The organism is uncultured Erythrobacter sp., from assembly GCF_947492365.1.
Taxonomy (GTDB): domain Bacteria; phylum Pseudomonadota; class Alphaproteobacteria; order Sphingomonadales; family Sphingomonadaceae; genus Erythrobacter.
Genome location: NZ_CANLMB010000002.1, coordinates 722,501 through 748,991, shown reverse-complemented (window position 1 = coordinate 748,991; position 26,491 = coordinate 722,501). Strand labels below are relative to the sequence as shown.

Annotated in this window: 6 protein-coding genes, 3 tRNA genes and 2 rRNA genes; 4 read left to right on the top strand and 7 right to left on the bottom strand. The window is 58.1% G+C overall.

The window, feature by feature from the left end; translation table 11 throughout:
* Nucleotides 1–23 precede the first annotated feature (23 nt).
* Nucleotides 24–833 (bottom strand): methylthioacryloyl-CoA hydratase, encoded by an 810-nt coding sequence (dmdD, locus tag Q0887_RS14770; RefSeq protein ID WP_299196665.1) that lies wholly within the window; start codon nucleotides 831–833, stop codon nucleotides 24–26.
* A 213-nt stretch (nucleotides 834–1,046) separates the two neighbouring features.
* On the opposite strand from dmdD, the gene Q0887_RS14765 reads away from it, so the two are divergent.
* The 4 genes from Q0887_RS14765 to Q0887_RS14750 all read left to right on the top strand — a co-directional run bounded on the left by Q0887_RS14765 (nucleotide 1,047) and on the right by Q0887_RS14750 (nucleotide 22,147).
* Nucleotides 1,047–2,060: an AraC family transcriptional regulator gene (locus Q0887_RS14765; protein WP_299196664.1), complete on the top strand. Its 1,014-nt coding sequence runs from the start codon at nucleotides 1,047–1,049 to the stop codon at nucleotides 2,058–2,060.
* A 404-nt stretch (nucleotides 2,061–2,464) separates the two neighbouring features.
* Complete coding sequence (locus Q0887_RS14760; RefSeq protein WP_299196663.1) at nucleotides 2,465–4,312, top strand: M23 family metallopeptidase; 1,848 nt, start codon at nucleotides 2,465–2,467, stop codon at nucleotides 4,310–4,312.
* Between the two features lie 22 nt (nucleotides 4,313–4,334).
* Nucleotides 4,335–15,074: a hypothetical protein gene (locus tag Q0887_RS14755; RefSeq protein WP_299196660.1), complete on the top strand. Its 10,740-nt coding sequence runs from the start codon at nucleotides 4,335–4,337 to the stop codon at nucleotides 15,072–15,074.
* Entirely contained in the window at nucleotides 15,071–22,147 is a 7,077-nt protein-coding gene (locus tag Q0887_RS14750) for a hypothetical protein (protein ID WP_299196658.1), read from the top strand. The genes Q0887_RS14755 and Q0887_RS14750 overlap by 4 nt, the downstream gene beginning before the upstream one ends.
* Nucleotides 22,148–22,389: 242 nt before the next feature.
* On the opposite strand, the gene Q0887_RS14745 is transcribed toward Q0887_RS14750, so the two are convergent.
* The 6 genes from Q0887_RS14745 to Q0887_RS14720 form a co-directional block, all read right to left on the bottom strand.
* A complete protein-coding gene (locus Q0887_RS14745) occupies nucleotides 22,390–22,647 on the bottom strand; it encodes a hypothetical protein (protein WP_299196657.1) in 258 nt (85 codons plus the stop codon).
* A gap of 55 nt (nucleotides 22,648–22,702) precedes the next feature.
* Nucleotides 22,703–22,779: transfer RNA gene (locus Q0887_RS14740), tRNA-Met, on the bottom strand.
* Nucleotides 22,780–22,926: 147 nt separating this feature from the next.
* Nucleotides 22,927–23,041 (bottom strand): 5S ribosomal RNA (rrf, locus tag Q0887_RS14735).
* A gap of 144 nt (nucleotides 23,042–23,185) precedes the next feature.
* Nucleotides 23,186–25,974, bottom strand: a 23S ribosomal RNA gene (locus Q0887_RS14730).
* Between the two features lie 266 nt (nucleotides 25,975–26,240).
* A tRNA-Ala gene (locus Q0887_RS14725) sits at nucleotides 26,241–26,316 on the bottom strand.
* 13 nt (nucleotides 26,317–26,329) lie between these two features.
* Nucleotides 26,330–26,406 (bottom strand) — tRNA-Ile (locus Q0887_RS14720).
* Between the last annotated feature and the right edge of the window lie 85 nt (nucleotides 26,407–26,491).

Genomic DNA, 26,491 nt, shown 5'->3' with positions numbered 1-26,491 from the left:
TGGTGCTGCGATCTAAGATTGGATCAACTGTTGGGCCGCACGCGCGAGGCGGTTTTGTTGGCGAATGCTTCAAGCCTTTCGCGCGCCGCAGGCTGCGTGTTGACCACGCCGGCAACCACCGCTTCGGCAAAGGCAGCGTCGAGGTTCGACATATTGTTTAAATGGCTCACCGCAGAACAAATCGCGAAGTTGGTAAGCGGAAGATTTTGCGCAACCTTCTCAGCAATTTCCATCGCTGTCTCGAGGCTCGATCCGCCTTCCACAATATACTGGGCCAGCCCCAGATCGACGGCTTCCTGCCCCTGATACACTCGCCCGGTCAGGACCATGTCGATCATCCGGTATTTCCCGATCATGTCCGAGACGCGAATTGTGGCACCACCGCCAGTAAAGATGCCGCGCTGACCTTCTGGCAGCGCGAAATAGGTCGTCTCGTCCATCACTCTGATATGCGCCGCGCTTGCCAGTTCAAGCCCGCCGCCGACAACCGCACCCTTGAGTGCCGCAATGATCGGCACCCCGCCATATTCCATCTTGTTAAAGGCTTCATGCCAGCGCAGGCAGACATGCATAAAATCATCGGGGCTGCGATCCGCCTTCCAGTGCTCGATCAAATCAAGCCCAGCGCAAAAGTGATCTCCCGCACCGGTGAGCACCACCGCCCTAACTCCGGCTTGGCGTGCACCGCTAAAGAACCGGATCAGTTCCTCGATCGTTGCAACGTTCAGCGCATTGCGCTTGCTCGGCCGGTTCACGGTGAGAATGTAAAGACCGCCTGGACGCTCGGTTAATTCCAGATTTTCATATGAGGCGGGATTAACGACATCGTCCATTTTCATTCCTCTTCTTGCGATACCTGTGCGAATTGCGCGGATGTGATTGTGTGATGCGAAAAATTGAGAGCGAGTGACGCCGAAACTGACAAAGCAGATTTCCTCTTTTCAATTATGCCTTCGCGTCATCTCACCCAACTCAGCTTGTCGAAAAGCTCATAATTCGCCAAAATCCTATCCGATTACGCCAAGATTCGCAGCGGAAGAGAATTTGTGAGCCGTCACGACCCCCAGTTTCTGACAACGGTTTCCGCTGCTTTCATCAAGGATTGGATCGAAGCGTTGGGCACGCGCTGCACGCCTGCCCAGATTTCATCGCTTCTCAAGCGGTCCGGGATTGATGCGAGCGCGGTAACCACGCCGCAGCGCATTACTCTGGACGAGATAACACGGCTTTATCAGCTCGCAGCGATCGAAACTGGCGATGAGATGATGGGCCTTTGGAGCCGACCAATCCGAGCGCGCGCTTTGCAACATCTGGTCAGCGTTCAGCGCGAAGCAACGAGCCTAACCTCGGCGCTCTATCGTTTCACAACCTTCTGGAACCTCTTGCTGGACGATTTTTACCTCGAATTGGCGAGCGAGCCGGCACGAGTGGAACTGACCTTGGTTCCCTATAATCACGAAACGCGCGTTCAGCGGTTTGGGCATATGCTTTTGCTCAAGCTTGCGCATGGGCTGTTATCTTGGCTGGGCGGGACCGAGACGCCGATGCAAGAGGTGCATTTCGCCTTTCCGCGTCCAGAGTTTGAAGCCGACTATGCCGTTGTCTTTCCTTGCACCGTGCACTTTTCTGCGCCGCGAACTCGCATCCTGTTCGACCCACGTGAATTTGTCCGCCCCGTTCGCCGCAGCAAGGCAGAGGCGCATTCATTTCTCGAACGTGCTCCGCTTGATTGGATGTTCACCGGCTCGCGCGCGCACAAAAACAGTTTGCGGGTGCGGGCATTTTTGTACGATTCACATTGGCAGTCCTGCCAGCTTTCCGACGCCGCCCGCGCGCTGATTTTGACACCTCGAACACTCAATCGACGATTGAGCGAGGAAGGAACCTCCTTTCAGGAAATCAAGGATGGATTGCGCCGCGATATCGCGATCCGCGCGCTTCAACATGGAGAGAACAGCATCGAACAGATCGCGTATGACACTGGCTTTTCTGCCCCTGCCAATTTCCATCGTGCTTTTCGCAAATGGACTTCCAGAACTCCAGGTTCTTATAGAAACTGAACAATGTTGGCAGCCAGGTCGCATCGCACGCTAAGATTGAAATCCGACCGACTGGTGGATCGAAGGCAGAACATATCTTGGACCCACAGCCTAAAGTCGGCTTCCCGTGTCGATCAGCTAGGTTTAGACTGTCCGAGTTCAAGAAGCTGACTTAAAAGCTCCGCACGGACTTTGGTAGTCATCTGCAATCTACGCGCTTTGTGATGCTCAGGCCGCAGGCCGGTCGAACAGTCGAACGCACCATGCTCGCAAGTTGCCACCCCGCATCAACGATTATCGGTCATGCCTTTTAGATAATCACTTAGACACAACTCGACTTATGGACAGTGTCACAAATAATCCCTTGTATGGCCTGGGACTGTTACACAGTATGATAAGCGCTAACTAATGATTCGGGGGGAATCATGCCAATACGAGAAGCGGAAGCTGGCGATTCAGGCGTGCCTCTGTTCGTAGATGGTGAGTATCCGACTCAATTAAAGTATGAAGTCGACAGGAGAAATTACGACGGAGAATTTCGCGGACTCTACGCCGGAGACACAGACAGCGGCTCCCCGCAAGATTGGCGACCGGGCTCGAGCACGCCGACAGGTCGCAATCCGAACCATGGCGCACTCGACATCTACGCCCCCTTTGCCCCACACCCTCTAGAGACCCCAGTTTGCGCGATCATTCAGGGCACGCTGGTATGCCGTTCGGGCGAGGCGGAACCAAATGGCATCTGGAATCGGGCCGAGATCCATTTCGACAACGGAAGACGGAAGCTCTCCTATGGCCACCTTTCGCGCTTCGAAGGGCGCAGCCGGACGGTCAATCCCGGCGACGTGATCGGATTCGCGGGCTGTTCGGGCAACGCCGATACCAAGGGCGAATGTACCGAGTGCGGGGATTGCAACATCAATTCAGGCCATGTCCATCTGACCGAGTGGCACGGCAGCACCAAGATCAGCGATCCGCGGGCGCGAACCGGATTAAGACTGCGCTTTGCATCGGGTGACGTTCAGGACCTCGACGAGAAACGCACCTGTGCAAAGCTGTTGGAACAGGGGCACGGTCGCGCCGAGAAATGGACACCTTCTGATCCCGACGGATCACGGCCGCGTTTGCTCGGCGATGTAGTCTTCGGTACACCCAGGCGGAAGGACGGCAGGGGCCAACTCGTTCGCCAGAGCCTGCCCTCACCTTTCACTCATCTAGAATTCACTGACCAGAAACTCCTCTCAAACTCGCAGAAATTCTACGCCCTCTGCAACGCGCGGGTTGGCGCACTGGCGAGCGGCGGCGACGCAGTGAAGGCGTTTCTAAAGACGCGGCAAGAAAGGGCGGTTGTCGAATTGCGCAGTGAGATGGCCTCGCGGCTGGAACGGCTTAGGGCTTCGATTATTCAGGGCGATGCGATCATCGGTCTTGGCGACCCTATAGATCGCCAAAAGGTAGCTGAATGGACATTGCGACACCTTTCCTACCTCAATCAGATGCTCTGGACAGTTCTGTGCGGCCCGGCGCTAACCGAGTTTTCGAGCAATGTCGCAGGTCTCACCGGTAAGAAGCGCTATCAGGCCGCAGCAATTCTGAATCTTGCCGACAATTCGACGCTCAAACTTGAGAAAGGCTCGCTGCTTGAATGCGCCGGCGGAATCAGCGGCGAGGCTTGGATGAGTGCGACTTCGGGCTATGCTCGCACTGCAATCCAAAAGAGCTGGTTCAGCGAGACTTTGGCCAGTGGCAAAACCCGCAAAGATCCGGTTGTCGGCGTGACCTTCGGAGCGGGCAGCCTGATGCATGCGACAATCTCGACGCGCATGAAAGATGCGACGCTGGGTGGGACCAAAGGCAGCGAAGAGATCGAAGAACTGATCAAGGGTTTCGTGGACAAGGGCCTTGCCGCACAAAGGGCGATTGCTTCGGTCAATCTGTTCTGTGGCATGAACGCGGTTTCGCTTTCGGGTACGATCAGCGATCCTGCGCAAGACATTGCCATCGCCGAACTCGTTAGCCTGATCCGGGCGGCGGTCACGGCGCTCGAAGAGGCGCTGTTGGAACCGAAACTCGCAGCCATGTATCTCAACGATCCGGACGCCGAGACCAAGTGCGCAGAAGCCGCCTTTGCGATCCTCGCACGGATAGCCGCCAGTAATGAGAAGCTGTTTGGAAAACTCATTCAGAAGATCGAAGCGACGAACCAGGGTGACGAGGAAATGTTCCCACTCGCACCACTGATGTTCAGTTTGAAGTCAGGGCGCACAAGTTGAAGAGGCGGCATCCAGGGGGAAAATGACCGATCTGATCATCTTCGATTTCGAACACGCGACGAGCGGGGAAGAAGACGGCGCCAAGGTGCCGATCAGGATGTCGATCGACGAGAGCGACCCAGCTGACGCGAAGCTGAAGCTCGAAGTTGGCGGTAGCACGGTCAGAGAATTTGCGATCCGCGTAGACGAAGCGGGCCGCCTTTTCTCGTTCAAGTCTGACGAGGACAAAGCCGCCTTCGGGGTCCACGGTCTGATGGGTTTTTCGCCACCGGACCGCGATAAAGCGGAGCTCGCTGACATTCGCATCGAGCTGCGCTCGAAGTCCGGGGATGCAGATTATTCGCCCCAGCGGCCTTATTGTGCGCTTTATCTCGACTGGAAGCTGACCACGAGTGCCAGCGCCGGATCAGAGTTTTCCGGAGGAAAGATCAACGCCGATGCGAAGGCGACGCTTTCGCTGACCACTGGCCTTGCTAGTATCTATGAACCCGCACGCGCGAAAGCCCTCGGCATTCGTTCGCTGCTGGTGCGGCTCGATCTCGACTTTCTGTCCTGCACGACCGGCTGGGTCCCGCTCCCGATCATCGACCTGCCCGACACTCCCGGTTCGCTCAAAGGTTTGATCGGCTGGCTGGGACGATTGGTCGATAGCGTACCCGATTTGCCCGACCTGCCCGATTTGCCCGACTGGAACCTCGATTTCCCGCTCACCGCGCAGCTGCCTTTCGGTTTACGATTCAAGACCGCCTATCTCTCGATCAACCCCGGTGCTCCGTTCCCGCTGCGCGCGCAGGCCAAGCAGCTGGTCCTCGAATGGCGGGACGGTGAAGGCAAGGAACCGTTCGAGTGCGATTTCGACGATGTCGGCTTCGACCTGAGTTACAGCGACAATGAGTATCTATACACCGCGTCACTATTGACCGCAGTTTACCCGCCGAGGCCGCAGAACGGCAATGCACCGCCTTTCGATCCGAGCGCAATCGCCCTGCCTTTCGGCGCGCTCGAACTGAGCGCTACTGCATGGCTGGTTCGAGTAGGCGTGCATGGCAAGGTCGATGATGGAGGTGCGACCGGCAAACAGGTGAGCGAGGTCTGCCCCGAGCTCATCCTCGAAGCAGCCGACGTCAAGCTAACCTCCTCGCTGTGGAAGTCGGGAAAAGCGCTGTGGGAAGCCGACGCCTTGCGCATCCACATGCGCGAAACCGCGCTGCTCACACGGGCCATTTCCCACGCCCCTCAAGATGGCATGCTGCTGTTCAAGGACCTGCCCAACAACTGGAATGCTGCGGATAAAGGCGCTTGGCAGGCAAAGTATCGCAACGATCAGCTACACCGGGTCGAAAAATACAGCGAGGCAAAGACCCAGAAGAAACAGCAGGCGTCCGATGAGGCCGCCGCGCTGACCTTTGTCGACGGCCATCTCGATCCCGATGGGCACGCGCTCATCGTGTGGGACCAGAACAACGCCGCGATCCTCAAGAAGTTGGCCGAGTTGGTCCCGGGCATGCTGCGCGACGACGCCAAGGACGAGGATACGGACAGAGATACGATCCACCGCGTCGCCCTCGAGTTGGCCCAGCTCGAGGGGCCCGACGGGCGAGACCTCCAGGCAAGGCTGGAGTGGGTTGAGCTGCAGCAGCTTGAACGGCGAAGAGCTGAAGGTCCCGCTGAAGGCGATTGGCGGGCGCAGGCTGCACCGATCTGTTCGGTAACCAAGGGTGGAGCGCAAGTGCTCAATCTTCCCGGCGTCGCTCCCGATCTTGTCAAGGGGCCGCGAGCGATCGACGATCCCGCGCTGCGACTCGACCTTCCGTTTCTCGAAGTCAGCGTCGCCAAGCCAACCTCGCGATCGGTTCTGTTCTATAAGCCGGCAGGGCAGCAGCCCACGCTCTCTCTGCTTCACATCTACGATAAGCCGGAGGAGGAAGCGGAAGACGACGACCCGGTTCCAATTCTCGTTTACGCCGCGATAGACCTTTCACTTGGCGACGGTGATGAACGCGAGATTCTTCCAACCGGCTCCAAGGACGACAAACAGGCGCCCTTCCTCCAGATGTCGTTAGGTTCGACCCGCGAGACCGCTGCTTTGGCCGTGGCAAGTTGGAGAATCGGTGATCGCCCCAGGCTGTTCCGTATCCATGGCGACGCGCGGCCATTCCCGCCGCTGCTGAAATCCGGCGAGCAGCAGTGGAACTGCCTTGGCTGCCCACCCAAACCCGCCCCGATGACACCACCGCTACGGCTGCCGCCGGAAAGCTTCAAAGCGCCCAATCCGGTCACAACGCCGGGTTGGGATCTGCGGATCAGGGCCGAGATCGAGCGGACGCTCAAGTCGATCATGGCTCCTACCGACGACGAGAAATTTCCGATCAGCATGCGTATCGAAAGCATTTGCTACGACTCCGATGATCTGGGTTCGGGCGACGATTTCCTGCCGCCGCTGACTATCAATACCACGCTTGCTATCGAGCTCGATCTGTTCGGAGACGATGAGCCAGAAGTGGTCGAGAGTTTGGCCGCGTTCCGGTTCGATCCGTCAGACATGTCGATTGCGCTCGAGGCCGGAGGTAGGTTCGACATCAGGTCGAAAGTCTTGCCGCCTGATCCGCCGCCCTATTGGGTCAAGCAATTCAAATATCCGGAAAACGCGAACAAATACGACTTCTCCGAGCGGATCGAACTGATCGGCCTCACTCTCCAACTCTTCCGGCTGAAAGAGGATAAACCGGATCCGGAACGCAACGAAGAGCGCAAGGCGACGTTCTTCACACTCGACATGAGCGGGGGACGCTTCGAGATTGCAATCGCACCCGACGTTGAAGGGATGCTGCTCTATGAAGGATTCGGCGACAAACCGCTGGCCTTTGCGATCGACGATTTCCGCGTTGGCACGGGCGGGATCGATCTCGATGCTGCGCTCAAGAACGCGACGGTCAAGCTAAAGGGATTGTCGGAAACATTCGAGCTGCAAAGCGCGAGGATGTTGATGGTCAACAGTCGCCTACGAAGATTGACGATGGGCGGCGAAGGACGCCTGCCCGAAGTGCTCTCGCGGCGACCGCTGGCGGTTGGCTTTGCCTTGTCGCAGCACCCCAAGAGCCGCGCCATCCAGATCGACGAGGGCTTTGCCAAACTCAAAGAGCCAGACAAGCCGATCAAGACCGAAAAATTGCGCTACGAGTTCAACCTCGATGATCTTTCCTTGCGCTATCTGCGCGAAGGCAAAAAGGGTCGGCACTGGTTCTTCGAGATCAGCGGCGACGCCGCCTTCCGGCCCGATGATGGTGAGTTCACCGATGGCTTGCTCGAAAATCTAAAGACCGCACGGGTCGAGTTTGTCCGCGCGCCGCTCAGTGACGAATTTGCCGACAATCTCGCACTCATCGTCGAACTGAAGAAGCCAAAGAAGTTTTCTGCATTCGGCCTGTTCCAGATGGAATTGCGCGCCTTCGGCTTTGCTCCAAAGCACGATTTCGGAAAGAGCGGCCAGAACAAGCCTGCGCTGATCATCGGCGGACAGTGCAAATTTGCTGAGGCCGGAGATGTGGTCAGCGCTGAAATCGACTTCCACCGACTTTATCTCGGCCTGCCCAAAGACAATTCGAACATACCTCAAATCGATTTCCGCAAACTCGCTGTAACCATCCGAGCGGCTGAAGGATTTGAGATCTCGGGCTCGGTCGAGACTTTCGACGACGACCTCAGGAAAGGCTTTAAGGGGTTCGGTTCGGTCGCCATTCCAGGCTTTCCGCACATCGCGGCGGGCATGGGCTTCATGCGCATACGGCTTCCGGGCAAGCCATGGAAACACGCTTGGTTCCTTGCCATTGAAGGGCGCGGGCTGTCGTATCAGCTGGCCCCCTTGCCGATCTATCTGCGACAAGTGGGGCTGGGCTTTGGCAATCGCATGACGCTGCCGTTGTTGAGCGAGAAGCCCGACACGATCCCGGAACTTACCAGTTATCTGCTCGAAGCTCTCGACCAGCACCAGACCATCGCCTCACCCGATAGTTGGGTAGACAAGTACGATGCCGATTGGTCGATTGGTCTTGAGGGGGTGTTCACGCTCGGATCAACGCAGGCCCATCCTTACGAATACGACGCGGAACGAGAGCAGAAGATGCGTTCGGTCATGCTCCAAGCTCTGGCGGCGATGGACAATAAGGGCCTCGTTGCCGGCGCAAAGCTGTGGTTCCCGGTTTCCTACGACGATTTCCGGACCAAGCCGGAAGTTCAGCGCCAACCGCTCGCCAAGGGTTTTCTAAGCTTCTCGCCGCGCCAACAGCGCCTGCTCGCCTTTGCGCGAAAGGAAAAGGACGCGTATTACGGACCGCCCGACGATGAAGTGACCAAGCTGATCAAGACAATACTCGAACCGGTCGAGTGGCAATCGGCGGTGCTGGCGGAACCCGGGCGGTTGCGCGGCGAGATTGGCTGGCAGGACCGCCTGGTGTTCCCGCTCAAGCTAGGGCCGCTCAAGATCACCTGTCGAGGCGGATTGCTGTTCGCTCTGGAACAAGAGCACGCGGTCTACGGGGTCTATTTCTCCGCTCAAGGTTCGTTGGGCTTGAGCGCGCGCGCAGGTGGGCGCAGCCTCGGCATGAAGGTGTCGGCAACTGCGAGTCTCAGGCTTTCGACGCGGCTGATGTTGGCACAGGATCTGCGCAAGCCGCTGCAGGGCACCAATATCTACGCGCGCGCTTCTTTCGATGTGAATGTGCGCTTCTCGGTCAGCGCATGGATGCGGATCAAGGCCGGCTTCGTGAAGATCACGATAAAGATCGGCTTTTCAATCTCTCTGCAAATTCTGGTTGCGCTCGAGATCGGGCTAGTCGGGACGACCAACCTCGGGTTCAAGGGGCGCGCGACGCTCTCTATCAAGGCCTTTGGACGCCGCCTGCGGCTCAATGTGCGAGTCGGGATCAATGAAGGCGCGGTCGACAAGGCGCGCGGCGAAATGCAGAAATTCATGCGCTCTATGCTTGAGCCAGCCGATGCGCCGCCCCAGGGTTTGCCTGACAGGAATGCATCGCTACTTCCCCTCCTGACGCGTTCATTGCAACCGCCGAACTCGTCGGCGGAAACGCTGGTCAAAGATCCCGATGCGGATGCGCCGTATGGCGTGGCGGTGATCAACGCGGGCGAGAACCGCCACCTGCTGTGGATCATCCCCACCCCCGCCAGAGGCGACTGCAACAACACCGCGCTTCCCGAAGGTCTTGGCTTTTATCCGGTGCCCGCGAGTAACGGGAAAGGTTCGGGTAGACCTTGGGCCACAATTTCCGGGCTGGATAAGGAAGGAGCCGATCTGAAGGCTTTCGATCCGGAGAGCCGGCAGTGGGTCGATATCGTCGGTGCGGAGCATGACATATTCTGTCAGGACGCGGCCACTTTCGCTCCGGAGATGGAGGACGGATCTGAGCTGCCCGGCAACCAAAGCAAGGGTCTTTCGCTGCGACGAATGATCGCAGGCGGCTACCTTCCCAAGGATCCGAAACCCAGCGAAGATTTTCCTTTCGATTTTCCCGACGCCGGATCGAATGATGACCTCAAGGCCCCACCAAGCGATATCGCGGCCGAATTAGATAGACAGTTGACCGACAAACGGCTCGCCAATGGTCCGCGATACTCGCGTGACCAGCTCGACGACAGCGACGAGTTCGACGCCGCGTTGCTGAAGACGATGGAAGAGGGCGAGGACGACCTCGATGAAACCGAACGCCGTGTGAACGCGGACCAGACTGACGCCGCGCTTGGCAATCAGGGTTTCGTGCTACGGCAGTTTCAAGAGGATATAGATGCCTATCTACGCCAGGGGCCCGCAGGCCCTAGTCCAATCGCCGCGAACCTCGCCGACACTCCTCCGAAAGCGACCGTATGGCAGAGCGGCCTGGTGCTGCTGTGCGAAGGCGAACTTCCGAGCTGGACTGTGGAGCGCGCCAGCACAACTGCCCCCAAGATCAGGTTTTTCGATTACGGCGGAAAAGAAGCAAGAGTGTGGGAAGGTCGCCTCCGCACAGTCGTCGACCGCAAAAAGTCGCTGATCTCTGCGGCGAATATCCGGCTCGCCGCTCCGCCCATCGCCCATTTCGACGAGCAGACGCTGGCTCTTTCGTGGAAGCTCGAATGGAGCGATAGCACGGGGCCAAGTGTAGCGAAGGGCCTTGGCAATGACGTCGAGAGCTTCATCAGCCACTACGATGTCGAACTGTTCCCGCTCAGTGCAGCGAGCAACCGCCGGATTCTGCAACGCAATGTCGTGCCGTCAGTCTTGCTGGGCGAGGGAGTCGAGCTCAAGACGCCTTATAGCTTCACAGTCGAAACCCGAGAATTGTTCGGCGAGGAAACCGACGGCGGCCAGCGATTGCTCGAAGTTCTGGCGGTGGTCACGCCTTGCGGGCAGGCGGGCGAGCGCGGTGAGGCGTTCACCATCGTCGCCAATCTGGAGCCGCGCCTGACCCCGCTGCCCCCCGACGCCCCCGAATTGATACTCGCGCGCAACGATGCGGGGGAGGCCTTCGCCGACATCTCATGGATCAAGCCGATCCATCCCGACGCGCGCGGGATAGCTCGCACGACGCATTGGGAGCTCGTTTTCCGCAAGAAGCGGCATGTGCCGCTCGGCCATTATCCGCAGGCCGGGAGCGCAGCGGAAGACGGCGCAATTCGCATCGGCGACGACTCTGTTCCCAATCCCGGCGACCTTTGCCTGCGGTTCAGACACATTGAGGGCGACGGTCCCAACAAGCTGAACTTCCCCACCGACATCGACGATGGCATGAAGCGTGCAGCGCTTGAGCCGCAATGGCTCGACCACGAAGGCACCCGGCTGGTCGAAGGGACCGAAGCGCATAAGCTTGCCATGTCATTGCAAATACCCAAGAGCGCAGGGGACGACGGCGGGCACTCGTGGTCAATCTTCTTGCGGGCTGTGAATCTGTGGATGCCTGCCAGCACCGATGATGGGGTCGAGAAGCGGGCCGTTTGCACAGTCTCGAGCATGGTCGCGCTCAAGATGATCGCGGGAATTCCCGAGATCGACTGCGTTGCCGTCAAGTCGGACCTGCCTCCGCGTCAGATGCAGCTTGATCACTTCGAATGGCCCCAAGTCGGTCAGCAGCCAGTGTTGTTCAAGCCGCAAGTCGACGCGGGCAGCAGGCATGTTCCGGTGATTGCGGTTAACAAGGACGGCGCATTCGCCCTGAACTATACCGACGCTCACAACGAAGAGAGAGTCGTGACCCTGCGCTGGTCTGGCTATGCGCCGCGCCCCACTCCTGCCGACGCTTTGCCGTTGACCGCCTTTGCAGGCTTCCGCATCATGGAAGCGGTCGAAGATGAACGCGATAGCGCGGATTTCGGAATCCATCAGAGCCAAGAACTGAGCGAGCGCTACCCGCTAGAGGCTGAGGAAATAACTGTGCTCGACGCGGCCGATCCCTCAGTGGCCGCCGCGCTTCCCGACACAATGGGCGTCACTCAGGACTGGCAAGCCTGGTATCCATCGCATGCGAGCTTGCTCAAATACAAATCGCGCGATGAAGCGCAGCCGGTTCAGACCGATCCGATGCAATCGTGGCATTCTTGGGTCGACGCCGATCTCGATTGGCCTGAGCGCGCCCCAGCGGTTGACCAGCAAGACAACCTGCATCCGTCCCTTTCGCGCCTTGTCGCTGCGCTGCGCGAGGCGCTTCCTGGCCAAGCCGAACTTTCGGTTGCACGCGGACAGGCGGACAAGCCCAAGGCGAGCCATCTTCAATGGATGGAAGAGAACACGGCTGCGCTCGATCCCTATGGATGGGGGGCACTATCTTATCTCGGCCTAGCGATCGAACTCAGCGCGCGACAGACTCATAGCGGAGCAGCGGTCCCGGCAAAGGAGTTAATCGAAGAGCTCCAGACAATCCGGCTCAGCGGCGATTTTGCCGATGTCGCCAAATATCTGATGCTCGAGATCCCGCTCAAGGCATCTGCCCATTCGCGGGCCGGCGATGCAACGCGAACGCTCGACCAGACCGCTCTCGACCGGGTCCAGATTTCACTGCGACCGATCGTCCGGCCAACCCACACCTATCTGCTCGTAACTCTGCCAGACAAGCTGGGTGGGCCAAAGGACGATGAACTTGATCCGCAAATGGCGGTCGAATTCGTCGGAGCGGTGGTCACCGACGAAATCCTCAAGCAGGTCGGTGCTCGCGAGCCAATCGATCTCAACAGGCTCACGCTCAAGCAGCTCGCGACGCTGTTTGAGGCAATGCAGACCCGCCCCGAAGGCGAAGACCGCCCGGTCGGCGGCGAATTGTTGATCCTCTGCAAGGGTCGCGTCGATGAGGAAAAGTCGGCAGCTCAGGTCGTCAGCAGTGCCTTCAAGCGCTGGTTCCGCGACGTCGGCGAAGGTGCGATCACTGATACTCAGATGCCGCTTTCCGAGAGAGAGGATGGGCAACCAAGTGACTTCACCCTTTGGCCGCATGGCCGCTTCGAAGGGAAGGTCCAAGTCGCGGATCCCGCGCCGTGCAAAGCCGAGGACGGCGTCTTCGTGCCCGATCCCGATCCGAACACCGGCATTTCCGATAAGCGGTTCTGCCGGTTCTACAGCCATCTCATGGCAGCTCGCGTGTCCGATTCCGACAAAGACCCACAATCCAAACCGATCGCGAAGGCCTACCGTGCTTGGGCTAGACGGTTCTTCGCGGCCGCACCCCACACCCACCCTGGCTTGGGCTTCGGTGCAGCCAACACGGCCACTGCTGCGCCCTTGTCGCGATCAGTCGGTGTCGTCGCACCTGATGCCGAAGGGCGGTTCGAATTCACGCGCACGTTGGCGCTGCAGTGGGCCTCGACCCGGGCCACCTATATCGTGGCGATTGGTCGCTATGAACGGCTGTTCGGAGAGCTTGAGCGCCCCTCTGAAGTTGTCCTAAATCAACGTAAATCCTTGCCCAAATCCGCCGATGTTACGCACTATTATCTCCCGCGCATCCGCAAGGTCGAAGCCCCACAGCTGATCGCCGAGCGACTGGTCAGCAACGATGAGGGTCTAGCGTTCCACGAACTCACCTTTGATGTTCATGCAGAAGACCGCGCGCAGCAATCAAATGTGACGCTTGCGCGCAAGCTCGACTATCGTGGTGAGACGCTGCGGATTTCCCGCCAGTTCGTCCACACGCAGTGGGCAAAGCGGATCGCGGGCGAGAATGGTGCCACGTTCCCCAGCACGCGCGAACGCGACGTATCGACGCGCCAGTCCTTCACCAATGCAGACGCCGATTATCTGCTTGACGTTCCCATCGCGCGATTTGGGGCGACCGCCCGAATGTTCCGCTGCGAACCCTATTTTTATGAAACCAGTGTTCGCTACCATGCCAGTGCGGGCATCCGTCATTCAGAGACGACACAGCTCCAGCTTGCTCGGCCCAAATCCGGAACTGTAGTCCCGGCCGACACCCCCGACGGCCAAGTGCCGCCTTTTGCTATCGCACGCGCCGAGCAAGCGCTCGACCATCTCTCGGTTGATGTGCGTAAGTGGGTCAAGGAATGGGCCGCCATCGCACCCAACCAGACACTGCTACGGCAGTTGCTCAACGGCGATCCGGCCATCGTAGCAACGCTGCGCTTTCCGCGTTATTTCGAGAGCCTTGCGAAAGGCAGCGACCACTACGAGGAGGAGAAAGCAAGCTCCAAATCCTTCGGGCGACTTCCGGACAGCGAAGCAAGGCTGACCGTCTCGATCGACGAAAACGGACAGTCCGCGCCGCTCTGCACCATCCGGTGCGTTATCGACAGCAAACGAGAACCTAAACCATTCGCGGTCGAGCCCACGAACAAGGAACTGTTCAGCGCCAAACTTTCTCTACCGGTGATCGACGACAGGTGGGACCAGGGAGTAACGCTTGTATGCACTATCGCCCGGATAGCCGCGCCGCAGAAAGCGAGCATTTCGGTCAATCGTGCCCACCTCGCGCGCGAACCCGCTGCGCCAGCTGATGCGGCGGTGTTTAAACCGGCTGCGCTGCCGAACACCGGCCCACTCGCTTGGCTTTCGCCGTTAGCCGCGCGGCTCGAATGGCCTAAGCCCGCAAACGGTTCGAATGACTGGAAACTCGAGCTGGCTGATGCTCCAGCGCTCGATATCAGGAATATGCGCCCACTGACGCAGGTCGACAGCGAAAGTCAGGCGCTTTCGCCAGCGGACGTCGCTGCGGCGCTGCGCCTGTTGCTCGATCCCGAGCGCAAAGCGGCTGCGGTGGCGGCGATCCATGGCTTGCCCCAGATCGCGATCGCGCCCGGTCAGCCGCTCGAGGCCCAACTCGGCATGGCGATTGAGGCCAGCCCAGCAGCGACGCTTCGCATGATTCCGGAGAACGGATTCCCCGATGGGCTATGGGATGATGCGAAGGCCGCCGGAATTCGCTTCTGGGTCTTGGACCAGAGCGGCGCTACCCCGGTCTGGTCCACAGTCGCCGATCCGCCGGAAGCCGAAGCGGTGGTGATCGCAGTGGCTCCGGAATATGGCGGTCAGGTGTGGCCTGCTCTGTTCGTGCGGATCCTGGCAGAGTGCGACAAGGCCGTTGAACTTCAGGCGGTGCTCGAGGTCGAGGATATCCTCTCTCGCTCCGAGCAAGCCGGTATCGCCGCCGCTGCATTCTGGACATCAATCAAGGCCGCGCGCGACACCGCTGCGCTGGCTGAGCGCCCGCTTGTCGCGTGGGTACAAAAGGGGGGCGAAAAGCGCAGCCTCTGGGGGAGGAGCGGATCATGACCAAGCAAGTCCAGCGAGCGCTATTCCCGCATCTTTACAAGAAGCGATCTTCGGATAGCAAAGCTTGGCCGCACAACAAAGCGGGTTTCGGGGGCAAACGCGTCGTTCCCTTGTTCTATCGCCCTGAGAGAGTTCCCATTTACAGACTGTTCGGCACGCATTGGTCGTTCGCAATCGGGGGCGAGATCGAGAATTCGGATGATCCAAACCCGCATCGCCGATTCAAACCCACTGAGTTCGCAGCACTAAGCCCGAAGGCAAACAATGGTCAGCATGGCCCATGGGACCAGAACGTGTTCGCCTGCGATCTCTACGATGAACAATCCGATAAGAAGATGTATCCGGTTCAGCAGAACGAATCGAGCGGTGGTCAACCCGTCGGGTCGCATACCGCATTGCTGGTGCAGCAAATAATTCTCGGACAGAATAACAACCCAAATCTGTTCCAGCTTGTGCAAGGCCGTATCGAGGTACCGTTCTCAACCCGCCACGCAAGATGGAAGACAGGCCGGAAAGCGATGCTTAAGCGGTTCTGCAAAGAACTGGGCCTGTTCGAAAGCACGCAAGATGCATCGGACGACTATCTTTCAATCTTCCTCTACCCTGATGGCTTCTGTTTCTTCGCGGCGATCAAAGTGCCCTGGCGGAGCGGAAAAGCCCCTCCCCTCAAAGGCTGGTTCAAGGCCACCACTCGGCCATCACCGGGCCAGAACGAGGGCAATGGCGAGCTGATCGGCGGACTGGAATTGTGCCTAGACCCGGCCCTTCCGGGGAACTCCAGCAGTACCGGATCTCAGGAACCCTCCCTAATCGCGCAGTGGCACGATGCCGCAGCAGAACTCAGTGCAATCTTCGCCAGTAGGCTCGGATCTTCCCTGAACTGGCTTGATGTTTCGGCAGCAACACCCGTCGATCCCGCTCGGTTCTTCTGGCGGGGTGAATACGATGAAGTCGAGCTCAGATCGAAGGATTATCCGGCCAGTGCGAAGATCGGCAATCTCAAACGTTCGGAAAGTGGTGCCCTCGACCTCGGAGCCGACTGTCTGAACATCCGGCTCGCCCCTTCCGGTTCGCAAGATGAGGGTTCGGCCAGCTACAATGTCACGGGACTTGGCATCACCATACGCTCCGAGGAAGGAACCGTGGTGATCAAGTCTCACGCCTCGGTGGGTGGGTTGGACGCAGCCGACGCCGCTGCCGAGACTAATGTCGAATATCGCTTCGGTGCCAATTCCGCCACTATCGAGAGTCTCGCGCTGGTCAGCGCGAAGGGAGAAGGAAACCCGGTCGAACTTGCAATTCCGCTGATAGAAACCGCCCATTCGCTGCGCAGCAGTGCAGGCATGCCTGCGCGCGCTCAACCTTCTGGGGAGATTACCGATGACCCGGTTGGAGCGATCTGGACTTTCGCACCGACCGACAACGGTTGGCTTCACTTCGCATTTCCCGATGCAACGCTTGCAGGCCTCGACATTTTGCTATCGCACGTTGGAGCGGAGAAGAATGACGGCGATACGCGCGCTGCCACCGACAAAACAGTGAGCGGTGGGATCACCATCGGCAACAAGCCCGGCACAGCCAACTTTCGCGCGCACGAACGCGCTTGGTCATTGAGCGCCACCAATGGGCGCAACGGAAATTTCGAACTGACCTTGGCACGCGAAACGACCACTGACGGGGTGGAGCACTGGTCAGTCAGTGAGGCCAAGGTGACGATCGAAGGCGCCTCGATCTCGCTTGACGGCGCACTCATGGTCACACCTTTCCGACAAACTCCTTCGCGCTTGCTACCCGGAACTGCCGAGCGCGCCTTGAGGGCGCAGTCGGTCGCGGCCTATTCGCCTGGCCTCTTGCGCGGGGTCGAGCGAGACATGTGGGAGTATGCGCGTAAGGTCGAAGATGTAGACAATGCGCGGTTCGTGCGCGCGCGCATGTTGATCCGGGGTTTCGAAGTACTGGCTTCACAGTCAGAAACCGAAACGCCGTCGTTTGCCGATGCAATCGATCTCGACGTCGATCTCAAGGGTCACTCGCCGACAGCCAAAGATTTGGATTCGATCCAGCCCTGGCTCTGGACCCGTCACTCGAATGCTCCGATGATGCAAAACTTGGCTCTCGCTCGCTCAGGAAAGGCGGCTAGCGAACCGGCAGACGAGCGCGAACTGCTGCCATTCCAAGGTGTTGGCGACGAACGTAAATTCGTTATCCGATTCAAGAACAGTCTGCGGATGGATCGCATTTCGGCAGCACTTGAACACAATCACGATACAGTCAGATTCGAATGCGCGTTGGACACGAATTGTTGGGTGAGCGAGCTTGGGATGGCGTCCTTGTCGCTCCCGAGCCTGTCGGTCTTTCCCCAGATTGATGCAGGTTCGTCGGACCACGCCCGGATCTCGGCAACGGCTGGTTTCTGGCCGACGGCACCCGAAGTTCCTGACGAGCAGATGGCTTGGTCGTACGAGCTTCGCCATGACCTTGCCTGGCGCGACGGCGCACATGCGCTTGCCACTTTGGCGGAGCGTGCAGAGGATAACGATACGGCTAATGCAGGAGCCATCGACCAAGGGATATTCGCCCCCACTTCCGACAACGGCCCGGCTCACATCGCAAGCGCGTGGCGCAAACTCGATCGCCAAGCGGCGCTTGCCGCTGCCGACCGGCGGTATCTGGTGTCGAAAACGGATGGTGAGCTGAAGCTTACTGAAGACTTCTCCGGTTTCCCGGTGGCGAATGTATCGTTCGACCTGAACATTGTTTTGGCGGACACCGGCAATGAGCTGAAGCGTATTGGACAAATCCAGATCGAGCGCGCCGATGACCGCACGTTGGTCTTTGACGGGCTGCCAAGCACATCGGACCTGCTCGGTATCAACGGGAAACTCGACGACAAGGAGTACCTGTTCGGCACAGCGGACATCACAGCCGAAGTAGGCCTAATCGATCAGATGGGGCGGACACTCAACGGAGCCAAAGTGGACGGACCGATTTGGGTCCGCGAGCTCGCGGAGGATAAGAAGCACCTCTGCAGCCTAAGGGCCGAACAAACGATCGACGATGAGCACAGCCACTTCAACGGGATGCGTTTCCATTTTGCAAACCTAGTGAGCGGTGAAGCGTCAGAGGCAGCAGCGGAGAACTGGAACGATATCGACGCCTCCGATCAGTCGGGAGGATTGTGGTGGTTGGCCCATTCCAGCTCAGACAGCGGGCACCCGCTGGTTCCGTGGCAGGGCGGGCTCTATTTCGAACCGCTGCGCAGCGCCGAACTCGCCTATGCGAAGGGTCAGCCGCTCACCTGGAAGATCGAAGGGCGTCTGGGCTTACTACGCGGGGGCGAATTTCTTCCACAGTTGAACGACGACGGTGGAACGGTAGTTCTGGTGATCGAAGCGAGACAGGCCACCGGGTGGCTGTGGTCGGCATGGATCGAATGCAGCACGGTTTCGCTCGATCTGCCGCTCGAAAGTCCTGCGGTTCCGGTGAGTCTTCCGCGTGTCGGCTGTCGCTCCGATGTCGAGCGATATCGTGCGGCGGCACCTGCTATCCTGTCCTGCACAATCGATGCCAGTCAGGCAAAGCCGGAGGCAACGATCACCGATGCCTTCCTTCATTATGACCACTTCGGGACTCCCAAGAAAGCGGCGCTAGTCATCAATGGGGCCGTTGGCGGGACCGGAATGAAGTTTGAATTACAGGTGCAGCCGCCCCCGGGAGGGACGGAAAACAAGCTTTCACTTGTGCGCGCAGATCTGGCGATTGAGCGGTCCAATGTTTGGCTTACGCTCGCATACTCCTTCTCAGTCACGCTGACGGAGGTGGCGACCGGGGCGAAGAATGATAAACCGACGGCCCGTGCGATTCTATCGGGCGGGGTCTTCCATCCGGCCTACCCCAATCCCGAAAAGCTCAAACTCACCATTAAGACTGACGATGCCGGGATAAACACGCGGCGTACTGCGACCACGACGAACCATTGGGAAGACCTCGATCCAATCGTCGTATTGCGTCGACATGTCCTGTGCGTTGCGTGGGACGCGAGGTGGCAGAATGGCGGGACCGCGTCAGACACGTGGCTTGGCACACTAGAACCGGCCGGCTGCAAGGGCGCGTTGGCGGCTGTATTGCTGCCTGGAACCACCGAAGCTTCGCTGCCTTTGGGGGCGGTATTTATGGATGCCGAGTGCCGCTTCAGCAAGGCTCAAGATGCAGTTCTGCGCCTGGGCAATGATGGCGACAAAGGACTTTCGGCGCGCCTTGAGGGTGCGCTCGCCCCTCTGGAAACCGAAGACGGAGCCGGTGTTACGCATCGGGCGACAGTCGACTTTTCAGGAAGCAGGGTTTCGTCCTTTGGTGAAACGGTGCAGGTCCCCGCTCACATCACCCACACGCTCAACACCGACCTGACTTTCGCCACGCTCGACAAGATCGAGTTATCTTCGCGCTCGGGCAGCGCCAAGCTGAAGTCCAAACTCGTACTCTTCGATCCAGCCAGAGGCACTTCGAAACTGGTCCGTATCGAGGCGGAGAGATCGCTAGGTGGTGGTTCGACCAGGACTCTCTCGGGCTTTGCAGCGACCCTTCCTCCGGTCACCACAGCAGCCCTGGTTGCCCCGCGGACCCGTGTGACGGAAGCCATCGGTTCTGCTCTGGGTGTTTCGGGTTGGGTAGAACGCGCGCTAGGTCTGGACGAGGGCGCGGAGCTGGTTTTTCAGCCGATCGGCAGCGACGAAAAACTCGAAATGATCGCCAAAGACTTCGTACCTGGATCGCGAGTTGAGGCCGTCACGCTTTCACTTCCCAAGTCATGGAAGGCCGGCACCTCCGCGACGTGGACTGACTATCGTAGGCACATTGTCGATCAGCTTGCCAAAATCGGCCTGCTCGCGCCGGGTTCGGCGATACGGACCGACAGGGGTGAACGCGCCCGAGTGCTCGGCCTCGACGCGCACAAAGAACGCATTGTGGCGTTTTCCGATGTCATCGGCACGACCATTCATAAACACCACAAGGACTACGACGCGTGGCTCGATTCCCTCTTCCTTTACAACACAAATTCCGAACGGGCTGCGATATCGGTGTCGAGCAGCGCGACCGGTAAACACAGCTATGCCGCGGAAAGTCGCCCGGTCGAGGCCATGCGACGCGCTAATCATTTCGAGGGCCCGTGGTCGATCCCTGCTCCGGTCCGGACCGATGCGCGTCGCTCGGTCTCAGGAAGCGCCGGGGTCGAAACATTGAGCGGCGGTTACCGGGCGACCAGCGCCCGCGCGCTCGACCTGTCTTTCCGGCCATCGAGCGAGAGAAGCGAGCTCGATCCCATCGCTCCTACCGTTGCGGCGCATGCACTTGAGCGGCAATGGTCGATCGAGCGTCAGGATGGCGAGAACGATTTGGCCCAGACTTTCGGTGAGAGCGCCAATTTCGCGCTGACCAGCCGTCAAGGCACTGCCTTCCGACCGGCCGCAGAGTTCAACGCAGATCAGAGGCTCACTTCGAAACTGTCCAAGGAGGGCGCTGCCGCAGCGGCACCGGGGCTTACTCCCAGTGCTGCCACCAGCGGTCTGCTTGAAGGCTGGCCGAGTGAGCCATCACAGGGTGAGCAATACTTTGCTCCTGACAATTGGCTCGAGCGTGATGTTTCGGGCCGTGCGGGCGCTGTGTCCTCCAAACGTCTCGGACTGTCGGTTGGAGTGGTCAAAGAGAAACGACGGTCGGTTCCGCCGCTTCCCACGGGCGAGATGGCGTTCCACGCGCGGCTTCCGCGTCCCCCTCAGATCGGCACCAGTGACCGTGTAGCCGCCAACCAGTTCAATCCTCGCAACATGGCGATGGAGACCGCGCCTACCTTCTTCCTTTACGGGGAGCGAGCCAAGGCTCCGATTTCGCGCGCCAACCAGCCCGCACTCGGAAGAGAGCCGTTCAGCACCGCGATGTGGAAAGGATCGGTTGTCGAGCCAGTCGACGGCGTTCTGTCGCGCTCGATGTCGGACCGCATCACGATCAAGGTGTTACCGGAAACCCCCGTGCCCGAAGGCCAAAGGTGGATTCTCAAGGATGCCTTCGCGGTCGCAGATGGACGAACGTTTTCTCTCTCAAAAGTCTTGCCCGCTACAACCGGCAGTGGACAAGAATTCATACTAGAGCTCGGATCAGACTTCCGCGCATGGTTGGGCGGGTTGGAGTATTCGACACAATGCCAGCTGGAAATGCGCTTCAATCTGGCTGTCCCGCGCGCTGGGCCGGGTTCCGCCTACGAGCGGGTGACGCGCATAGTCCGATTGAATCTGCCGGTAACCGCGAGCCTCGCAAGTTCGTTGGAACTGCCCTTGTACGTGAATTTTGAGGATCCAGCGTTCAACGAGATCCTGTCCTTTCGTTCACGCGTTTCGCCAACCGGCTTGGTCGCAGCGGATCGCGACAAGCTCAACCCCTCGGATAACGCAACGCTAGTCTGGTACAGGCGCGCGCCTGACGATGGAGGCGCGGAAGATTTAGAGGTGCAGGTTACCTTATTCCGCAAACAGGATGGAACGGTCCCTCCTGACCGGATCCCGTTGAAGCCCATCCAAGGTTGGCGAGTGGACGACACATTGTGCGCGGTGTTGATCGATTGTGCCTCGCTGCAATCGGTCAGCCCCCCTTCTCTTTTGAAGTTAGTGGTTGGCGACAGGCTCGATCTCACCGTCGCAGTGGATTCTGCTACCGGTGGCCGCGAGGACGAACCCATGTCTTTCGAAGTCGTGGGAAGCGACATAGTCCCGGCCAACCGCAGCGATTACTCGCTGCTCAAGATGGTCGTCGGAAAAGAGTCGGGCGTTACCTGTCCGTTGTTCGTGTACGCTCCCCGTCCGGATAGCTTCGACCTCCTCGACCCGCGCGATCTAATGTCGGGACGCTCTCAGTTCCTTTCGTGTCAGCGCCTGACACACTTCGTAGAGCAGCACGAGTTCGCCGAGCGAGTTGAGAAACCGAAACGCACTGTCCACTTCGTTGTCCAGAAAATCGCGCCCGACGGCGGGAGCCACGTTCCACGTAGCCTGGCCGAATGGGTCAAACCGGTCGTCAAGTAGGGCGCCCGAATGTTCCGAAACTTGTGTCGCCCTTGCGTTCGGGTCACTGGCGACGCGAAAGGACGCTATGCCACGAGCGTTGAGTTCGAACGGAGGCTGGCAAACCGCCGGGCGGGTTAAGGCTTAGTCTCGAATGAGCATGGCTTGAAGACGGATCTGTAGGTGGCAAGATACTTCGAGCTCGAAGTCGAGGGGCGTCGCGCCAGGTGATTATCACCCTCCGCGTGAACGTTTGTGATCATTTAAAGCAATTCGATCAGACTGTTGACGCCCTCGCTGCCTCCATTGATCTGGTACGCCTGCAACAACAGATCGATCACCCGGAGAAACGTGTCCAGATGGATCGTGGCAGGGGTGGGGTCGGTGGCAACAGGAAACTCGATCAGCGTGTCGAGAGAGCGCGAAGCATCAATCTCCAGCTTGCCCTTGAACGGCACAATCGCCGTCGGATGGCGGAAATATAAGCATCCTGCTTCCGCCTGCCTTGAGTTCAAACGCAAAAAAGGCCTCGCTGGATACAGCGAGGCCTTTTTTGCATGATTGAATGAATTTGGCTGGTTGCGGGAGTTGGATTTGAACCAACGACCTTCAGGTTATGAGCCTGACGAGCTACCGGACTGCTCCATCCCGCGCTACCTAGCTAGGCGTTCGGGACGCAAAGTCCAGAGACGCCAAAAGGGCCAACCTCTTAAGGCTAGCCCCCTTCGGCTGCCTTGAGCAGACGCTCAGGACAGGCTTTGACTGTGAATGGGTTTCCCTCGCGCTTCGCTGGCTACAATGCCTGGCGGCGACCTACTCTTCCATGCCTTAAGACATAGTACCATCGGCGCTATCCGGTTTCACGGCCGAGTTCGAGATGGGATCGGGTGGGTCACAGACGCTATGACCACCAAGCAATGAAGCCAGCGAAAAGCGAGGGTTTTAAATCGATGTGCACCGCCCTCAATCAGAGCAAGCGCAAGTTATTGGGCGTATCTGGCTGGAGAACTCCTCCATCGCAGACGGGTCTATTCAGACCTGTCATTGACAGTGCGAACTCTCAAGCGCGAACAGAACTATTAGGACTGGTTAGCTTCACACGTTACCGCGCTTCCACACCCAGCCTATCAACGTCATGGTCTATGACGGTTCGAAGATACCTAATCTCAAGGGAGGCTTCCCGCTTAGATGCTTTCAGCGGTTATCCCGTCCATACATAGCTACCCAGCGGCACTCCTGGCGGAATGACTGGTACACCAGAGGTATGTTCACCCCGGTCCTCTCGTACTAGGGGCAACTCCTTTCAAGTATCGACGCCCACGGCAGATAGGGACCAAACTGTCTCGCGACGTTCTGAACCCAGCTCACGTACCACTTTAATTGGCGAACAGCCAAACCCTTGGGACCTGCTCCAGCCCCAGGATGTGATGAGCCGACATCGAGGTGCCAAACGATTCCGTCGATATGAGCTCTTGGGAATCATCAGCCTGTTATCCCCGGCGTACCTTTTATCCGTTGAGCGATGGCCCTTCCACGAGGGACCACCGGATCACTATGACCGACTTTCGTCTCTGCTCGACTCGTCAGTCTCGCAGTCAGGCAGGCTTATGCCATTGCACTCTCGCAGCCGGTTTCCAACCGGCCTGAGCCTACCATCGCGCGCCTCCGTTACTCTTTAGGAGGCGACCGCCCCAGTCAAACTACCCGCCATAGAGGGTCCCTGGTCCGGATAACGGACCTAGGTTAGACATCAGAAAACAACAGGGTGGTATTTCACAGGTTGGCTCCACTCGGACTGGCGCCCAAGTTTCAAAGCCTCCCACCTATTCTACACAGTTCTTTCCTAATGCCACTCTAAAGCTGCAGTAAAGGTGCACGGGGTCTTTCCGTCTAACCGCGGGTACTCCGCATCTTCACGGAGAATTCAATTTCGCTGAGCATATCCTGGAGACAGTGGGGAAGTCGTTACGCCATTCGTGCAGGTCGGAACTTACCCGACAAGGAATTTCGCTACCTTAGGACCGTTATAGTTACGGCCGCCGTTTACTTGGGCTTCAATTCGGAGCTTGCACTCCTCCTCTTAACCTTCAAGCACCGGGCAGGCGTCAGACCCTATACGTCGTCTTGAAGCCGACTTAGCAGAGTCCTGTGTTTTTGATAAACAGTCGCTACCCCCTGGCCTGTGCCCCCTGATAAGAGTTGCCTCGAATCAGGGCCTCCTTCTTCCGAAGGTACGGAGGCAATTTGCCGAGTTCCTTCAGGATACTTCTCTCAAGCGCCTTGGTATACTCTACCTGACCACCTGTGTCGGTTTCGGGTACGGTCTATATGAAGAGGCTATTTCCTGGAACGACTTGGCAGCATGCCCAATCCAATAAGGACACACTACTTCCGCCATCCGTCACACATCTTCAGGCCCACGAATATTAACGTGGTTCCCATCGACTACCCCCTTCGGGCTCGTCTTAGGGGCCGGCTTACCCTGCTCTGATTAGCATTGAACAGGAACCCTTGGTCTTTCGGCGAGAGGGCATCTAACCCTCTTTATCGCTACTCATGTCAGCATTCGCACTTCCGATATGTCCACCGTCGGTTACCCTTCGGCTTCAACCACTTACGGAACGCTCCGCTACCGCTGCAGTAAACTGCAACCCTAAGCTTCGGTGCATATCTTTAGCCCCGTTACATCTTCGCCGCAGGAACCCTTATTTAGACCAGTGAGCTGTTACGCTTTCTTTAAAGGATGGCTGCTTCTAAGCCAACCTCCTGGTTGTTTTGGGATTCCCACATGCTTTCCCACTTAGATATGACTTGGGGACCTTAGCTGTAGGTTAGGGCTGTTTCCCTTTTGACGACGGACCTTAGCACCCGCCGTCTGTCTGCCAGACTAGACTCATTGGTATTCGGAGTTTGGTTAGGTTTGGTACCGCTCGCGCAGCCCTAGCCCATCCAGTGCTCTACCCCCAATGGCAAAAATCTGACGCTCTACCTCAATAGATTTCGCGGAGAACCAGCTATTTCCCGGCTTGATTGGCCTTTCACCCCTAAACACAACTCATCCGATAATTTTTCAACATTAAACGGTTCGGTCCTCCAGTGCATGTTACTGCACCTTCAACCTGGTCATGCCTAGATCGCCGGGGTTCGGGTCTAATCCAACATACTCAGTCGCCCTATTCAGACTCGCTTTCGCTTCGCCTACACCTAACGGCTTAAGCTCGCATGCTAGATTAAGTCACTGACCCATTATGCAAGAGGTACGCTGTCACCCCCTATGGGGCTCCAACTGCTTGTAAGCATCCGGTTTCAGGTACTGTTTCACTCCCCTAATCGGGGTGCTTTTCACCTTTCCCTCACGGTACTGTGTTCGCTATCGGTCATGTACGAGTATTTAGGCTTGGAGGGTGGTCCCCCCATGTTCAGACAGAATTTCACGTGTTCCGCCCTACTCAAGTCCTTTTCTAGTCTTTTCGCATACGGGACTATCACCCACTATGGTCTCACTTTCCAGAGAGTTCTGCTAATAATAGAAAAGGCACTGGCCTGGTCCCGGTTCGCTCGCCACTACTACGGGAATCTCGGTTGATGTCTTTTCCTCCGGGTACTGAGATGTTTCAGTTCCCCGGGTTTGCTTCACCAAAGCTATATATTCACTAAGGTGATACCTTATCCACCTCTCTCAGCCTCTCCGAAGAGAGAATGAAAGAAATGGTGAAGGTGGGTTTCCCCATTCGGAAATCGCGGGATCAAAGCTTGCTCACAGCTCCCCCACGCTTATCGCAGCGTGCCACGTCCTTCTTCGCCTGTACATGCCAAGGCATCCACCAAATGCTCTTACCTCACGCTTGAGAATCCACACCATCAACGACAGGTCTGCATAAAGTCCTGTTCGTCTTCGCGATGATGCGGAGGAATTATCTCAGCCAGATAATCAATTTGATTGATTTTGTGATGATATCGATCGCGTACAGATCTCGGGCCCGAAGGCCCGAACCTTTGCGACGATACCGCCACGGCATCGATTTAAAAACCCATTCACAATGTCAAATGTCGGCGGCAATCCGCCTGACCGGCCGAAGCCGGATCTCTTTCTTTTCAAACAATCGGAAATACCTGGTGGAGCCTATCGGGATCGAACCGATGACCCCCTGCTTGCAAAGCAGGTGCTCTCCCAGCTGAGCTAAGGCCCCTTAGGTAATAAAATGGTGGGCCTGAGAAGATTTGAACTTCTGACCTCACCCTTATCAGGGGTGCGCTCTAACCAACTGAGCTACAGGCCCACACCTGTCCTTCGTCGACCCAATGGGCCGCGAGGGGCGTGAGCCGGCTCAGGATAACAACACCCTGAAGTGCTGTTTCCGATTG

Coding starts and splice junctions, on each gene's coding strand:
- dmdD (WP_299196665.1), bottom strand. CDS start 833: ATGGACGATGTCGTTAATCCCGCCTCATATGAAAATCTGGAATTAACC.
- Q0887_RS14755 (WP_299196660.1), top strand. CDS start 4,335: ATGACCGATCTGATCATCTTCGATTTCGAACACGCGACGAGCGGGGAA.
- Q0887_RS14750 (WP_299196658.1), top strand. CDS start 15,071: ATGACCAAGCAAGTCCAGCGAGCGCTATTCCCGCATCTTTACAAGAAG.
- Q0887_RS14760 (WP_299196663.1), top strand. CDS start 2,465: ATGCCAATACGAGAAGCGGAAGCTGGCGATTCAGGCGTGCCTCTGTTC.